This is a genomic window from Thaumasiovibrio subtropicus (assembly GCF_019703835.1).
Lineage (GTDB): Bacteria > Pseudomonadota > Gammaproteobacteria > Enterobacterales > Vibrionaceae > Thaumasiovibrio > Thaumasiovibrio subtropicus.
Genome location: NZ_AP023055.1, coordinates 1,150,451 through 1,166,706, shown reverse-complemented (window position 1 = coordinate 1,166,706; position 16,256 = coordinate 1,150,451). Strand labels below are relative to the sequence as shown.

Below are 16,256 nucleotides of genomic sequence, written 5' to 3'. Positions count from 1 at the left end.
CAATTGGATGCATGATAGACTGCAATGAGTTAAATGCTATGGATAGTAAAATGAAAAAATGGTTGTTTGCGCTCATTGCGATAGGCGGATTTGCCTTGATTGTTGTTAATACAGATCGAGGAGAAAGAGCCCCATTAAACCCTCCGTTGCCAGATAGTCCAAATTTCGTCGCTTCGACAACGTTTGATGGTGAATGGAAAGGTGCTCGTAAAGATACGAGTGGGGATAGCATTTGCCTTAAAACGGATATTTTAGGCAGTGTCATTGAAGGGAAAGTGAAAATTCGCCTCACTTATAACAACACAATCTTGGAGGGCTGGATTTCAGAACAAGGCGACCTCCAGCTCTATGCGAATAGCCAACGGTGGGGTTATCGTTTTGCTGGAACAGCGCAAGGTGATCGGATAGAAGGGGAGTGGTCTGTCACGAATGCACCGTGTAAAGGCACATGGTATATCGATAAATTGCCTTCCGAAGCTTAATTGCTGCATCTAAATGCTTTCCTCAGTTGCAGGGCGAATGATTCGCTGCGTCAATAACAGGCTGAGTATTCTATTTTCAACTGCAATTTAATGAACCATCCAGAGCGCCAATGCGGCGCTCTTTGCGTTTTTCGATATGTATTCTCTTTTTGCGTGTTTTATTCGTTTTGTATGAATAAACTGACACTGATGTCCGCACTAAGGAGGTGTCTATGGCTAGGACTAAGTTCGACATCATGACGTCAGGAGAGCTTTACTGGGATGAAGATGAAACAATAACAGATGTCCGAGATAAAGCCGCGGCGTTAGTTACAGCCCTGAATCAGAGTCTGGATATGGATAGTCGAATGACTATTTTGCATCAGTTGCTAGGGGCGTTCGGTTCACAGAGTAAATTGCGTTCACCTTTTACCTGTGAATTTGGTAAAAATATCTTCATTGGCAAGAACACATTGGTCAATATGAATGCAATGTTTCTTGATTGCGCTCGTATTGTCATCGGTGACAACGTGCTCATTGGCCCCAATGCGCAGTTTTACACGGCGAGTCATCCTCTCGATTATCAACAGCGAAGACGATGGGAAACCTATTGTGAGCCGATATTGATTGAGGACGACGTGTGGATAGGCGGTGGCGTCGTGATCAAGCCCGGGGTGACAATTGGGGCGAGGTCAGTCGTCGCAGCAGGTTCGTTTGTGAATCGTGATGTGCCACCAGACACGCTGTATGGCGGGGTACCGGCGAGGTTTATCAAGCATCTGGTAGTGTAGTAAGTTGTGTTGTATTGAGAAGGAGTGTAGTGAGATGCAAATAAGTGAAGCGACGTTAGCGGATCTTGACAGCGTGAAAGCGCTTATCAGCGAGGTCTCTCGCGTCGATGTTCTCTCTGAGTTTACGGATGAAGGTCGGCAATCCTATCAAGCGTTTGTGATCGATGCGCTGGAAGAAATTTTTGATCGTCAAGCCTATGTCACGTTGAAGGCATGTAGCGAGGGCAAGATTGTTGGTGTCGGCGCGATCAAAAACGGCGACTATTTATCACATTTATTTGTCGATAAATCGGTTCAAGGTCAGGGAGTGGGTCATTTACTCCTAAAACGCTTGATGTCGTCGTCGAGCAAACAGAGCATCACGTTACGATCATCGTTAAATGCAGTGCGCTTTTACGAGCGGCAAGGATTCAATGTCACGGGCCCTGAATCTCAGGTTGCGGGGATTCGGTTTATTCCTATGGAAGCCTGTGAGTGAGCTCGTGATTAAGCGATTGTGGGTTCCTCTATCAGCATTATCACTCTCTCGCATAAATTGCCAAGAGTAGAGTAGTGTTAAATGAGACAGACTAAAAAGCCGAGCGAAGATGCTCGGCTTTTGCTTGATGGGTGACTCTAGGCTTAAAGCGCAGCTTGTTTCGCGGCTTCTACCCATGCATCGAAGGTGGCTTGGTTGGCTTTAATCCAGCCATTCGCGTGCGATTCGATATCCGCTGCAGAGTTTTTACCAGTATTCATGATCATGTTTTGCGCACTGACATCATTGATGTTGACTTTGATGATTTCAAACAATTTAGCCGCGGCAGGGTTAGCATCAGCAAAGGCTTTGTTGGCAACAATACGCATTGAGTTCATTTCGAAACCGTAGTTTTTACCGTTTGGAAGGGCGGTGTCGACGTTACTGCGTTCGCCTGGTAGTGCTGAATGCGGCACTTCTAGCCAAACGACATCTTTACCCGGAACCAATACGCCACTCACCCAGTATGGTGTCCATGTGTAGTAAAGGATTGGGTCACCTTTCTTATAGCGTGAAATGGTATCCGCGATAATCGCGGCATAGTTACCTTGGTTATGCGTCACTGTGTCACTTAGCTTGAACGCATCGATTTGGTGTTCGATAACCATCTCACAACCCCAGCCAGGGTTACAACCTGTCAAATCTGCTTTGCCATCGCCGTTAGCATCAAACAGTTTCGCAATTGCTGGATCAGTCAGTTGGCCGATGTTTGTGATGTTGTGCTTTTCAGCTGTCGCCTTGTCAATTAGGTAGCCTTGGGCTGCGCCACTGATGTATTGACCTTTGCGGAAAAACTTCTCGTCGCCACCTGCCATGGTGTATTTATCAGCATGAAGCGGGAACCAACCCACGGTAAGGTAAGTGGCGTCACCTTCAGCGATAGAGGTATAAGCCACATTGTAATCTACTTCTTTAGTTGGCAGCACTTCGTAACCTAAGGCTTCCATTGCTTTGTTAACGATAAGCGTTTGGAATGTTTCTTCGGCTACCGTTGATTGGACGGGTTGAATTTTGATCCCTTCTCCCGGTAGCTTGTCTGCCATTGCAGTTGCAGAAAGCGTGACGGTTGATAGTACGCTTGCTTGTAGCACTTTCTTCCATGAATAGTTCATTGGTTTTCTCCTAGTTAGCAGTACTTGCTTTTGGTTGTTGTTTCTTTTTTAGGAACAGCGAGATAGGGCCAGTGTGGTACCAGCGCTGTTTAGTGTTTTGCGCGTTAACGCCAAGTGTCTGTGTGATGCGGTCAAGCAAAATCGCTAAGATAACAATGCCGACACCGCCAACCGCAGCTAAGCCCATATCAAGACGGCCGATACCACGAAGTACCATTTGTCCGAGTCCGCCTACCGCAATCATTGAGGCGATAACCACCATAGAAAGTGACAGCATTAATGTTTGGTTGACACCCGCCATAATGGTTGGCATAGCGAGAGGCAACTGGATGCGGTAAAGCATCTGTTTACGATTCGCGCCAAAGGAATGACCTGCCTCTATCAACTCTTCTGGAACTTGCTGGATACCGAGAATGGTAAGTCGCACCACGGGAGGTAACGCAAAGATAATGGTGACAACAACACCGGGTACGTTACCAATACCAAATAACATGACAATAGGCACAAGGTAGACAAATGCAGGTGTGGTTTGCATGGCGTCTAGCAACGGCCGAACAAACTTGGCGGCGGTATCGCTTCTCGCAAGCCAAATTCCGAGTGGCAGTCCGATAAGCAAACAGAAAAAGACGGATGTCATGACGAGAGAAAGTGTCACCATCGCTTCTTCCCAAGCGCCAATCAGGCCAATACCGATCAGCGCGGCTAAGGTGGATACGCCTAATCGAATACCTGCCGATTGCCATGCTAATAGGAACAAGATAACCAGCATAAAAGGCGCAGGTGTTGATACAAGCGCTGTTTCGAATGAGCTGAGGATAAAATCAATCGGTACCCGGATGGCTTGGAAGACGGGACGACCATGTTCGACCAACCAGTTAAGTCCGGTTTCTACCCAGCTGTCGAGTGGGAGAATGGCTTCCGCAAAGGGATCCATGATATCAAAAGGGGTTTCTTCCACAGCTTCTGAGGTTAACCAGCTATTTTCCGGCTCAGTATTGGTCACTTGCCCCCAAGGGTCAGACGTTGGCTCTGAAGTCGTTTGAGACCATGGGTCAGCGCTAGATGACTCTGTCGCTTGTGACCATGGGTCTGCAGGTGTGTCAGTGGATTGCGCCCACGGGTCAGTAGTGTCTTGTGTATTCGCCATGTGCTTAATCTCTGTCTAATGTTTGCAGCAATCGTGATTTAGTGATAACACCAAAATAGTGTTTTTCCTCATCAACAACAGGGACGGCATAAGGCACACTGGCGACAGTCCCTAAGGTGTCGTTGATCGGAAGGTGTGGGGAAAGTGTGACACTGTCGGGCAGTAAAGCGCTTGTCAAAGACGCATTGCTTTTTTGCGCTTCACGTAAGGACTCGATAGAGACGATGCCTTCAAATCGATTCAACTTATCGACGACCACACCATAATCACGGTCACTATCAATCAGTATCTGCATTGCGGAGGCAGGACCATCATGTTCAGACTTTTTGAACACGGCTGCGGGTTTCTTGCGGGCAATATCTTTCGCAGAAAGGACGCTGGCAATATTTACGCCTCGGAAAAAGGCTTCAACGTAGTCATTGGCAGGTTGATTGAGGATCTCATCCGGTGTACCAACCTGAACAACAACGCCGTTCTGCATAATGGCAATACGATCACCGATCCGCATTGCCTCATCGAGGTCATGCGAAATAAAGACAATGGTTCGTTTATCATCATTCTGCAAGCGAATTAACTCATCTTGCATTTCGGTTCGAATTAATGGGTCAAGTGCTGAAAATGCCTCGTCCATTAACAAGATATCTGGGTCGCAAGCCAGCGCTCTTGCTAGGCCCACACGTTGTTTCATACCGCCTGAAAGCTCATCAGGGTAGGAGTCTGCGTAGGCATCTAAGCCAACGCGTTCCAATGCCGCCATTGCGCTCGCCTGACGAGTTTCCAAAGCAATACCTGCTAACTCAAGCCCAAATGCGGCATTTTCGATAACCGTCATGTGTGGCATTAATGCAAAGTTCTGAAAAACCATGGAGATGTTGTTGCGACGCACTTGGCGAAGTTCGTCTTCAGAGATGTGGGCGATGTCTTTACCGCGTAGCAGCACATTACCTTGTGTTGGTTCTATGAGACGGTTGAGAAGTCTAACTAGTGTGGATTTACCCGAGCCAGAGAGGCCCATGATAACGAAGATTTCGCCTTCGTTGATGGAGAGGGATACGTCATGAACACCAACAGTCAATCCTGTCTGTTCGAAGATGGTGTCTTTATTTTTTCCTTGCTCTATCAGAGAGAAAGCGCGGTCAGGCTTCTCACCAAATACTTTATATAGCCCTTGAACTTCCAGTATGGGAGGCATTCTTTGTTCCTTTTATGATCTTGCTTTTCGCTGTGTGACGCGAACGGTTAGTACTCTAATCAATTGACTACATAAGATCAAATCTGGTTTTGTAGCAAAGTCGCACGATATATGCGTCAAAAATGCTCGTAATGTAGCGAGTTAGTTGCGTTATCGTTTTTTCTGAGTTGCTAGGAATTCTGGTCAAAATCTATCTCATTGCCACTTCTATTTAGGTTGGTTTTATATTTCAATCGGTTATGTGTGAGAGGGTTTGGAGTGACAGAACTGGGGCCGGAAATCATTTTTTAGACAGGATTAAAGAGGTAATTAGATCTGTAATAGATAACTTTGATCCAATAGAAAAGATTCATTTGAATACAAAATAATGAATGTGAAAGCTCGAGCAGAACAAGATATGGACAGGTGTGTGATATGTAATCAAGGTTGAACAGCATTGCCTGTGCACAAGCCGTAGGCAAACGCTTGAGCACAGGGGCTTTATGATGTTGGTATCAAGCTCCAAAGCGGGTGGTATGCTCGCGCATTTGTTCAGATAGGGTAGCGAGGGTTTGGCTTGAAGTATGGCTCTGCTCTGCGCCAGCTGCCGTTTGGTCAGATATTTCACTGATCGAAGTGATGCTTCAATTTATCTCTTCTGTAATACCAATCTGGAAAATTAACTGGTCAGTTTAATCCAGTCTCTGGTGCACATTTTGGTCACTCTATCTGCACGCTTCAAGAATCGATTCCATGCAGTGCATACTTTCGACACAATATCTTCGTAGTCGGTAAAACTCTGATTGGCAAGATAGTGTTGTCTGAGCCAACTCCACACTTGTTCTATAGGATTTAGCTCTGGTGAATATGGCGGGAGCTTGATGATACTGACATTACTGAACTGTTCTGCAATGTCATTTGTATGCCAGCCAGCGCCATCCATAATGATCACTGCGTGACGACCTTTTTCGGTCACCGCGGAGATCTGCTTAAGGTGCTCAACCATAATGTCCTTGTTAACCCAAGGAACGACCAGCGCCTCGCCAATACCTCTAGCGGGACATACTGAGCCAAACAAATACGCATATTCAAACTGCTGCTGTTTAACTGCTCTTGGTCTTGATCCCCGTTTAGCCCAAAGTCGAGTTGTCGTGTTTTGCTGACCAAATCTTGCTTCATCTTGAAACCAGACATCGACGTTATCAAGCCCCATGTGACCGGGGATCTTAAGGATCGTTTCAATTTTGAATTTTTTTAAAATCGTCTTGGGTTTGCTGGGATTGACGAGGGTGCTTGGAGCGTGATGTTATCCAAGAGAAGCCCATGTGACTAAGCAAATAGTAGATAGAGTCTGGGTGGTAGTGTTTACCAAACTCTTTCACGATATAAGCATGAATATCAGTACCTGTTAACCTCCCCCCAGATGAATCTTCGGCACGTGCCTTTATAAACAGGCTTAGCTGTTCACGTTGCTGAGTATTGAGGAATGCTGGGCGACCCGTTCTTGGTTTCTCTTGCAGCCCTTCAAGCCCTTCTTCAAGGAATGTTTGTACCCACTTATTCACACTCGTTCTGCTTACCTTAAGGAACTTAGCAATTTGGGTTCGAGAGTGACCATCTTTAAAGTGTGCCAATGCGAGCAATCGCATCTTCATCTGAATAGATTTTTGTTGGCTAGCAAGCTTTTTGAAATTAATGGTATCGAGGCTGTCCATAGCGTCTTTTTCATGAAGAAGTAACAGCCTCAATTAGATCATATTTTTACTTAGAATGGTATAAGAGTATAAAGGCGGGTTTGAACTAAAGTTTAATATCACCAATGAGATCAATTTTAGAATTATCATCTACCTCTGTGGCTATCAACTGTCATTTAAATTTCATGATTTGTCATCAATGGCGGGGTAGGGTTCTATTTTGATTCCTTTTCCGTATATCATTGGCTGAAATACGCCTATTAAATTTGGCATGACAGTTTGTTTGGCAAGTGTTGCGGTTGTTTACGTGTCAGGATAATTCACTACTGATAAGGAAATTAATTTGGTTATAAATCTTTAAAAAATGCAGTACTTTGACTTTACTGTCTTGTCGTATTTTCAACAAGCGTAAAGGGAAAGACATTGAATATGAATAAAAAACGGGTCCGCAGCAGTACTGCAGTAGCATTAGTTTCGATATTAGCTCTCTCAGCATGTAATAGTAATACGACTGAAGGTGGCAGCGAAAAACCAGCAGATTTGAATAAAGCGTTGTTTTTTGACTATGGCGCTGAGTGGCGTTATCTCGATTTAGGTGTCGCTCCCGATGCTAATTGGACCGAGGTTATATTTGATGATGCGGATTGGAAACAAGGCTCGGGCATATTTTCATATGGATATGACTATCCGTTAGAGGGAAATACGGCATTAACCGACTATAAAACGCTGAACTGGGAAGGCGAAACGCCGAGCGCTTATTATTTTAGAAAGTCAGTTGACGTTGCAGACATCGAGACGCTACATGATGTCTATCTTAAGATGCGTGTTGACGATGCGGCTGCTATTTATGTGAATGGAGCAGAAATCGCCCGATCGCCTTTGCTCATTCGTGATGAAGCATTATCAAACACAACGTCACCTTTACGTTACTCTAAGTACGCGAATAATGCCGAGAATACCTTCGTGCTTCCAAAGCAAGTGTTTAAAGAAGGTGAAAATGTGATTGCCGTTGCCGTTTATAATCAGGTCTACCATCAAACGAATGATGTGCAGTTTAATGCGGCGTTGAGTGCGTCATTTGAATATACAGGTGAGCCAGATGGTCCTTATGTGACGGTACACGAAGACGGGGTTATCTCAACGCAATCTGTGACTCAGCAGGGTGTGATCATGCAGACATTTAATAACGCGTCTGATGCTGAAATCATTGTTAGTTTACCCGGCGAACTTGGTGAGTTTAAGGTCGAGCTTAAAGATGAGTACAGTGTGCCAGCTTACCGATATGAAAAGCCCGCCAAGTTTTTCGTTACTTCCGATCTAGAAGGCCAAATTGAAGCGATGGTTTATATGCTCGTGCAAGCGGGTGTTATGGATGAAGCGTATAACTGGACCTACGGTAATGGCCATCTCTATCACCTAGGTGATTTATTCGATCGTGGTGCGTTTGTGACTGAGAGTCTTTGGTTGTTTTACCATTTAGAGAACCAAGCCCAAAAGGCGGGTGGGGACGTGCATTTCATTCTGGGAAATCACGATCTAATGAACTTCTATGGTGACTTTCGCTATGTTCATCCTCGTTATTTCGAGAATGCAAGCTTGATGGGTAAAACCTTGTTAGAACTGCATACCAAAGAGACGGTGTTAGGACAATGGTTGCGTACTAAGAATGTAATGGAAGTGGCGGGTGATTTATTGATCGTTCATGCTGGTTTTAACAATGATCTCATTGCTGCAATTCAGGACGGTAGCTTAACGCTGGATGCGGTGAATGAGTACGGTCGTCAACATCTTGATAATGGTTATATCCGCTATGATGATCAAGGCAACCTTATTAAAGATGCCTATTACCTACCTTCACGCTTGTATTGGGATCGTTCGATCCCGGATGGTGCGCTTAGTCAGGAAGCGCTTGAGGCGGGTTTAACCGCATTCGGTGCCTCACAAGTCGTGGTCGGCCATACAGTCTTCGATAAGCCAGCATACCTTTACAATGAACGTGTGATTGTTGCTGATGTAGACCACGGTGATAACTACTACGTTGAAGGCCGTGTTCAAGCGTTAGAGTACTACTATGGTAATTATCAACACTTTATTGCTGATAAAGCGTCAGGTGTCATGAGATTGCCGCTTGAATCTACCACGCCAAGACAATAGCGTGCTTTTTTCGTGAACGATAAGCGCCTCTCGGGGCGCTTTATCAATTGCATCGATGACAACTTGTTATTCGTTGTCGCCTCTATCCATGCTTGGGTTGAGTTGGCCGATATGGTCAGGATTGTCTATGTGGACGGAGTCCCTTTACATGTATACTCAAACCACCTCAAGGTGCAGGATTCAGAAGCGGCCTAGCGCGTCGAGTTCAAGGCAAAGGTGTGAAGGAATGGCTTCCCCCTTTCAAACACCTTTAACGCAGAAATCGGGGCGCTAGTCGCTTCCCGAAGGGCGAGTTTTCTAGGCTCGCCACCGTCGTTACTGTTTTTTGATTTAGTCCACTAGATCTTCAAAACAGTGTCTTGTTAACAAGCCTAGAAACTCTCGCTGAACAAGCATCTTGAGGTGGTTTGAGTATATGGACAATTTAAGGATATCTTGAATCTATTAATGACTGGTTAGAAGAAGCGGCAGCGTTAGAACGCGCAACACCATGGCAAACTTTTCGACTGGTTTTGTTACCGTTATCAGTACCAATTCTTGCATTAGTGTTTAATTTGTCATTTATTGTAGGGGTGATCGAAGTACCAGTAGCATCTTGGTGGCTTGGTGATGTAGAATCCTAAACGTTAGCAGTGGGCATGCAGCAGTAACGCTATTCTCAGCACGATTTGTGGGGGAAGCTTTGTGGCTGCAGCCGTATTATCTGCGTTACCGATTACAGTCGCATTCTTGGTGGCTGAGACGTTCCATGTGGGCGGATCAACAGCAGGTGGCGTGAAAGGATAACAATAACAAAAAAGGCCTGTTTTTCACTTAGGCAGGTTTTTCTCCTCGAGTGCAAACTTTGTGTATTGGTTTGGCCGCCGACAGCACAGAGAATCACTCAAACTAACTTGCGTTACAGCATAGCTGGGTCCTAACTACTGGACTTTTGTAACAAACCCGGTGGCAACGCCGGGTTTTTTATTGCCCGCATCCAACTAACTGCCAATAGCGACATCGATAATCGCATGTGAAGCTAGATGCTAAAACGCCTGTTTCTCATTGTTGGGACATAGTTCAAAGAACTTTACCTAGTGTTAGAAAGAGTGGCTAGGAATATGAACTAATTCTCGGTGACGGGTTTGATCATAGGCTGCACGATGACGCTTGTCGGCACTGTTTCAAGTGAGAAAACAGCCCTTGTAGATAAGAATATTGCAACGATAAATAGGGTAGAGACAACGAAAAGTGGCTAGAAACTCACTTGGTTTCTTCCCGCATGTTTGGCGCGGTAGAGCGCACGATCAGCATTTCTCAATACGGCTTCTGCGTCTTCGCTATCTAAACTATCTGCTAAGCCGATACTGGCTGTTATACGAAGGTGATGGTTGGTCGGGAGCTCGACACTGAGATGGCTAATTCGCTTTCTCAGTCTCTCGAGTGTCTCAAAACATTGCTCTCTGCTGTGGCCATAAAAAAGGATAGCAAACTCTTCTCCGCCATAGCGAAAAGTCGCCGCTTTCTGAAGGCTACTTTTAAGGACTTTACCCATCTCTTCTAACACGATGTCGCCTCCATCATGTCCATACTTGTCATTGATGCTCTTGAAGTGATCGATATCGAGCATGGCAATGGTGAAGGTACCGTAGGTGTGTTGAAGTGCTGCATCTAAAGCACGCCGACTGCCAACACCCGTAAGCATATCGCGATAAGCTAAAACGCGGCTGTGATTGACGAGAATAGAGCAGGTAAGCAGCGCGCATAAGGTATACATCAAACTGAAGCTGAGCGGATTACTCCAAACGAGTGGGGTAGCGTTGATAGTCATTGCGCAGGTGAAAAGCGCGAGACGGCTGACTGAAGGCGATCGTTTGAAACGCCAGAACATATAACTCATTGCTGTCACGCCGAAAAAGATGTTGAGTGCAGAGCAATGCTGGCTATAGATGCGCGGTATCCATATCAAGGTAGTTTCCGGGTTTGGTGCGTCAGCAAGGTGTCCGATGACTAGGGCTCCCCAACCCATCTGTAGTATCAATACTAAGCCATAAAGTGCGCCAGTTTTGGATAGAATACGGCGTTTGGGTTTGCTATCCAGTGCAATCAAGTTGATGTTAGTGATGTAGATAGATAAACCTGTTGTGACAGCGAGGAGTTCGGGCGCAAGGTAATCGTGCACGGCTTCAAGCAAAGCATAGTTCGCGAACAAAAGTAACATGGCAAAGAAGAGTTTGGGCTTGTGAAAAACCGCGGCCATGATGGCGGTCATACCTATCATCAGGCTTGGAATAATGTGGAAGATGCCCGATTCGTAGCTTGGCATCGGATAGACATGTAAAAACGTTAGCCCGAGCAATACCGCAGCCATTTGAATCAATGACCACCTCATTACTGATTTTTCAAGTTGATGCTTCAATGGCATATAACGTCATTGCCTGTGAATAGAGGGTTTTGCGCCTAAAAATATTGTGCTCCATTTTGTGGAATTAATATCACACTATTATTGAGTTTTCACTCAGAATCGTATTTTGGTGATCAACTTTCTGTTTTTTGATCAAAATATTGCTTTCACGAATAGATCTTCTGACGCTCTTGTCAAAATTGCTATACTTGTTTCGTTGCATATAAAAACATGTGTATCCAGCCTCTTTGAGAACAATATTTTTCGCTGAATATGCCGCCACTTGTTAGAGGTGTTGACTGTATGAAGTTGACTAGTTGGTAGCAGCTGTTGTGAATGCGCGTTTGTTGCTCTCTTTATTGATGCAAGGATATGTCTAGGCTAGGGATCAGAGGTAAACAACAATGAACTCGTTATCGATTAGGGGCAGGTTAGTTCTGCTGATATTAGCTGCCGCGTCGGCGTTGGTAATTGTTTCAGTTATCAACCTGCTCGACATTCGCAGTGCGCTGTATGACGAACGCCATCGTGAAACAGAAGTTATGGTTGGCAGTGCGGTTAGCATTGTTGAAGATCTTCATCAAAAAGCGGTGTCGGGTGAGATATCGATGGAGGAAGCAAAAGCTACCGCAACCAATATGATAGGTGCAATGCGCTATGCTCAAACAGGGTACTTCTCGGTGTATGATTCGAGCGCTGTCATGGTGAACCATCCTATTCGCCCGGATTTAAACGGGCAGGATTTGTCTCGACTAGCGGATGAAAATGGGGTGCTTATCGTTACGGATGCGGTGAATGTTGCGGTAAGGCAAGGTGGCGGCTTTGTCGAATACGTATGGCCTAAGCCGAACGAAACCGTTGCGAAGCAAAAAATTGCTTATTCGCAACACTTCGCTCCCTGGGACTGGATTATCTCTACTGGCTTGTATGTTGACGACGTCGAAGAGATCTTTTGGTCTGAGGCACGTACGTCAATGTTGGTGGTTTCTATTGTCATTGCGACTTTACTTATCTGTTCGCTTTGGGTTGCTCACAGCATCGTTAAACCCCTCGATCGACTTAAAGATGGCATTTTAGCGAGTCAAAAGCATCATGACCTTTCGATTGAAGTTGAACTGGAAGGGAAAAATGAAATCTCTGCCGTCGCGCATGCGTTTAACCAACTGTTAATCAGCTTGAGTGCAGCCTTTGATGCGGTGCAAACGGGGGCAAATTCGCTGCTCGCGGATGCCCATTCCCTGCAAAAGTCAGCACGTCAGTTTTCGGAAACTTCATCAGAGCAGCAGGATGCTTCTGCAGCCATGTCCGCAGTGGTTGAAGAGCTGACGGTGAGTATTGATACCATCTCTGGTAACGCGGGTTCGATGCGCGCTCTTTCTCACAAAGCGGGTCAACAAAGTGAGCAAACGGCGGGGTCAATGCAGCAAACGCTCTCTCGCTTAGGTCTCGCGGCTAGCAAGGTTGAGACCTCAACGAGCTTAGTCACGGAGCTGGATGCGCACACGTCACAAATTCAAACGGTGATTTCCGTCATCCGAGATGTGGCAGAGCAAACCAATCTCTTAGCGTTAAATGCGGCGATAGAAGCGGCGCGTGCGGGCGATCAGGGGCGAGGATTTGCCGTTGTGGCTGACGAGGTACGTTTGCTCGCTGAGCGAACGTCTCAATCAACCATTCAAATCGCTGAAACGATTGAAAAAATCCAAGGTGGCACCAGTAATGTTGTCGCTCAAATGCAATCGGTCGTGGAGAGTGTGAATGACAGTGTGAGTCAGGCAACACAAGCAGAAGAGACGGTGAAAGCACTGCAGCATTCTTCAAGTGATCTTGTGAGCATTATTGATGAAGTCAGTAGTTCGCTGTCCGAACAGACAAGCGCGAACAATGAGATGGCTGAACGTGTTCATCGCATTGCAGACGGTGCGCAGCAAAACAGTGTGTCCGCTGACAATGCCTCCGAGGACATTACGCGCCTTTATGAGCTCGCGAAACGGCTAGATAACGCGGCCAGTCAGTTCAAACTCGCTTAAAGGGAAGCGCCTAGCGCCGCAATTTCTGCGGTAAATGTGTGTGAAAGGGGAAAAGATAGTCTTTCACACCTTCTCCTATAGTTCGTGGCGTTAGCCGGCTTCTGACCCCTGTATTTTGAGGTAGCTTGATGGTAAGTCGCTAAAGGGCGCTCCTTGGCGGCTTTTTTAGTTTGAGCTTGACGTTAAGGCGCTTTCCTACGATAAAGGACGATTACTCGGTAATATTTGTAAAACAATGAAGAAACTGACTGTACTCGATGGTGGGATGGGGCGAGAGTTAAAAGCAATGGGCGCGCCTTTCTCACAGCCTTTGTGGAGCGCTCAAGCATTGCTGGAGTCGCCTGAATATGTACTGCAAGCGCATCGTCATTTTATCGACGCAGGGGCAGAGATCATTATTACCAATGCGTATGCTTGCGTCCCTTTTCATCTTGGTGATCTCAGATATCAACAAGCAGGTTTTAGTTTGGCTTCATTGGCTGCAAAACTCGCAAGACAAGCTGTAGATCAGCGCCTGAATGAAGCGAAGGGTACACAGGCATTGCCTTGTGTAGCTGGTACCATTCCGCCTGCATTTGGTAGCTATCGCCCTGATTTATTCAAGCCAGATGAGGCCAAAGATATCTATCAGACGCTGTGCGATGCGCAGCGCCCTTATGTCGACCTTTGGATTGCTGAGACTATTGCAAGTATCAAAGAGCTTGAAGTGATACAGTCTGTGCTGGCTGGTTGCGATAAACCTCGCCATTTTGCGTTCACTTTAAATGATGAAGTGTGCGGCCCTGCACGGTTGCGCTCTGGGGAGTCTGTTGAGGAAGCGGTACGTGCGGTCTTAACCCAAGAGGCAAGTGGTGTCATGTTTAATTGCTCTGTACCTGAAGTGATGGACAGTGCAATTTCGCAAGCACGACATGTCTTCACTACACAAGGTAAATTTCTTCACATTGGGGTGTACGCCAATAATTTCACCCCAATCGAACCGGATCATGAAGCGAACAATGCGCTTATTGAAGACAGAGAGTTGTCTCCTGAGGACTATCTACAATACGTTGCCCGTTGGTACGACTTAGGTGCGGATATTATTGGCGGATGTTGTGGTATCTCGCCTGCGCATATTAAGGCGATAGCCGATTGGAAGCGATCTGAATAACGGTCAGGACCTTGCTGACAAGCCTGCTGACCTCGCGGGACAAGTCTCTTAAGAAGGCTTGTGCATCGTCTATTTAAGCAATGACTGTACAATTTCTACCTTTTTTCTTTGCTTTGTAGAGGGCTTGGTCAGCCGATTTCATCGCCTCATGTGGCTGACTGAAGTCGCGACCATTGGCAACACCGATACTGATTGTCACATTGACTGTCTTACGTTTCGTGGCTTGATTACGCATTTTTTTACCGTCTTTGTCGGCTTCGGGGCGTTTGTCGCCATCGCGCAATACAAGCGGATAGCTGGCGATACGTTCTCGCAACTCTTCCAAAAACTCGACGCTCTGTTCAGGTGTCTTACCGTGAAAAAGCACCGTAAACTCTTCTCCCCCGTAACGATAGACTCTCGCGCCGCCTTTGGTGAGGGTCATTTGTTTAGCGACCAAACGAAGGACATCGTCGCCAGTATCGTGGCCATGGGTGTCATTGAATTTTTTAAAATGATCAATATCGAGCATCGCGATGCTGTACTGGCGGGTAAGGTGTTTCATTTCATCTTCTAATGCCCGTCGACCGGGAATGCTGGTCAATTGGTCGATGAATGCCAACTCGTGACTACTACTGATGATATTCGTGAGTAGCAGTATTGCAGCAACGCTAAAGAAGGTCGACGAGACATAGGGATAATCAAAAAGCAAAAATGTCGACGTGGAAAAGAGTAGACAGATAAAAATGACCTGATCTGTGCCATGATTTCGTTTCGCGATTAAAAGCGCAATAACACTTAATGAAAGGAGACCTAAGACAATAATCAGAATAGGGAGGGGAGACCAAGCGTTGATGGCGTAAAAATACCCATTCCATAGTTGCTCACTATTTCCGGAAAAGGTTTCGATCAGACGTACCCCGGCGAGTACTTGAACCACGAACCAAAGTAGATAGATCGCCCCGTGGCGTGAGAATGGCCTACGTTGCGGCATAACGAGGAGTGCCATGAGGTTAAGTGGTAAAAATATCGCCAGTAGGGTGTAAATCAGACGGTTGTCCCCTTCGTGTAAAGGGACTTGTAAGTATTGCTGAACAATCCAATAAGCGGCGAGCATGAGAAAGGCAGCTTGCGCTGTTCGGCCCTGGTTGAATGGCTGCGCCAACAGAATGGTCAATGCGAAGCCAACGTAGGGCAAAAACACAACCAAGTCTAGATAGGCGCTCGACGCGCTAACAAGGGTGTCCAAACTTAAAAACAGACTCGCAACAGCAACGATCGGAAAGAAGATACGGAACGAGGCGGAGGTAATCAACTTGGTGGGAAACAGGGTCATTCAAACTCACTAACGTATTTCGAGCATCTGTTGCAAAAACGCCATCATATACTCATCCATGTTTAGAAGTAACGACAGAGCGCTGAATTCTTTAATTTTCTTTTGCGATAAAATATACTCAAGCCACCTCAAGATGCTTGTTCAGCGAGAGTTTCTAGGCTTGTCAACAAGACACTGTTTTGAAGATCTAGTGGACTAAATCAAAAAACAGTGACGACGGTGGCGAGCCTAGAAAACTCGCCCTGCGGGAAGCGACTAGCGCCCCGATTTCTGCGTTAAAGGTGTTTGAAAGGGGGAAGCCATTCCTTCACACCTTTGCCTTGAACTCGAT

Annotated in this window: 12 protein-coding genes and 1 pseudogene; 7 read left to right on the top strand and 6 right to left on the bottom strand. The window is 46.1% G+C overall.

What is annotated here, in order from left to right:
* Positions 1–50 precede the first annotated feature (50 nt).
* The 3 genes from TSUB_RS21705 (at position 51) to TSUB_RS21695 (ending at position 1,730) form a co-directional block, all read left to right on the top strand.
* Entirely contained in the window at positions 51–482 is a 432-nt protein-coding gene (locus TSUB_RS21705; protein ID WP_087025037.1) for a hypothetical protein, read from the top strand.
* Between the two features lie 212 nt (positions 483–694).
* On the top strand, positions 695–1,252 hold the full coding sequence (locus TSUB_RS21700) for a sugar O-acetyltransferase (RefSeq protein ID WP_087025025.1): 558 nt from the start codon (positions 695–697) through the stop codon (positions 1,250–1,252).
* 34 nt (positions 1,253–1,286) lie between these two features.
* The gene (locus TSUB_RS21695) at positions 1,287–1,730 is read left to right on the top strand and encodes a GNAT family N-acetyltransferase (protein ID WP_087025027.1); all 444 of its coding nucleotides are present in this window, start codon (positions 1,287–1,289) and stop codon (positions 1,728–1,730) included.
* A gap of 143 nt (positions 1,731–1,873) precedes the next feature.
* On the opposite strand, the gene proX is transcribed toward TSUB_RS21695, so the two are convergent.
* From proX to TSUB_RS21675, 4 genes are all read right to left on the bottom strand, one after another.
* Positions 1,874–2,881 carry a glycine betaine/L-proline ABC transporter substrate-binding protein ProX gene (gene proX, locus TSUB_RS21690; RefSeq protein ID WP_087025029.1) on the bottom strand — a complete coding sequence of 336 codons (1,008 nt, stop codon included), beginning with the start codon at positions 2,879–2,881 and terminating at the stop codon, positions 1,874–1,876.
* 10 nt (positions 2,882–2,891) lie between these two features.
* Positions 2,892–4,028: a glycine betaine/L-proline ABC transporter permease ProW gene (proW, locus tag TSUB_RS21685; protein WP_087025031.1), complete on the bottom strand. Its 1,137-nt coding sequence runs from the start codon at positions 4,026–4,028 to the stop codon at positions 2,892–2,894.
* Between the two features lie 4 nt (positions 4,029–4,032).
* Entirely contained in the window at positions 4,033–5,220 is a 1,188-nt protein-coding gene (gene proV, locus TSUB_RS21680; protein ID WP_087025033.1) for a glycine betaine/L-proline ABC transporter ATP-binding protein ProV, read from the bottom strand.
* Positions 5,221–5,878: 658 nt separating this feature from the next.
* A protein-coding gene (locus TSUB_RS21675; RefSeq protein ID WP_414718387.1) for an IS630 family transposase occupies positions 5,879–6,914 on the bottom strand; the annotation gives its coding sequence in 2 pieces (ribosomal slippage) (positions 5,879–6,454 and positions 6,456–6,914; 1,035 coding nt in all).
* 408 nt (positions 6,915–7,322) lie between these two features.
* Between TSUB_RS21675 and TSUB_RS21670 the strand changes: the two genes are divergently transcribed.
* Positions 7,323–9,047, top strand: coding sequence for a metallophosphoesterase (locus tag TSUB_RS21670; RefSeq protein ID WP_087018298.1), 1,725 nt, complete (start codon positions 7,323–7,325; stop codon positions 9,045–9,047).
* A 407-nt stretch (positions 9,048–9,454) separates the two neighbouring features.
* Positions 9,455–9,833 (top strand): annotated as a pseudogene (locus TSUB_RS21665) (ABC transporter permease subunit); the annotation flags it as partial.
* A 448-nt stretch (positions 9,834–10,281) separates the two neighbouring features.
* On the opposite strand, the gene TSUB_RS21660 reads toward TSUB_RS21665, so the two are convergent.
* On the bottom strand, positions 10,282–11,451 hold the full coding sequence (locus TSUB_RS21660; protein WP_087016441.1) for a GGDEF domain-containing protein: 1,170 nt from the start codon (positions 11,449–11,451) through the stop codon (positions 10,282–10,284).
* A gap of 383 nt (positions 11,452–11,834) precedes the next feature.
* On the opposite strand from TSUB_RS21660, the gene TSUB_RS21655 reads away from it, so the two are divergent.
* Both TSUB_RS21655 and TSUB_RS21650 read left to right on the top strand, forming a co-directional pair.
* Entirely contained in the window at positions 11,835–13,460 is a 1,626-nt protein-coding gene (locus tag TSUB_RS21655; RefSeq protein ID WP_087016440.1) for a methyl-accepting chemotaxis protein, read from the top strand.
* Positions 13,461–13,695: 235 nt separating this feature from the next.
* Positions 13,696–14,610, top strand: coding sequence for a homocysteine S-methyltransferase family protein (locus TSUB_RS21650; RefSeq protein ID WP_087016439.1), 915 nt, complete (start codon positions 13,696–13,698; stop codon positions 14,608–14,610).
* 73 nt (positions 14,611–14,683) lie between these two features.
* Here TSUB_RS21650 and TSUB_RS21645 read toward each other — a convergent pair whose 3' ends face one another.
* Positions 14,684–15,925, bottom strand: a complete 1,242-nt coding sequence (locus TSUB_RS21645; protein WP_087016438.1) for a GGDEF domain-containing protein — start codon at positions 15,923–15,925, stop codon at positions 14,684–14,686.
* Positions 15,926–16,256 lie beyond the last annotated feature (331 nt).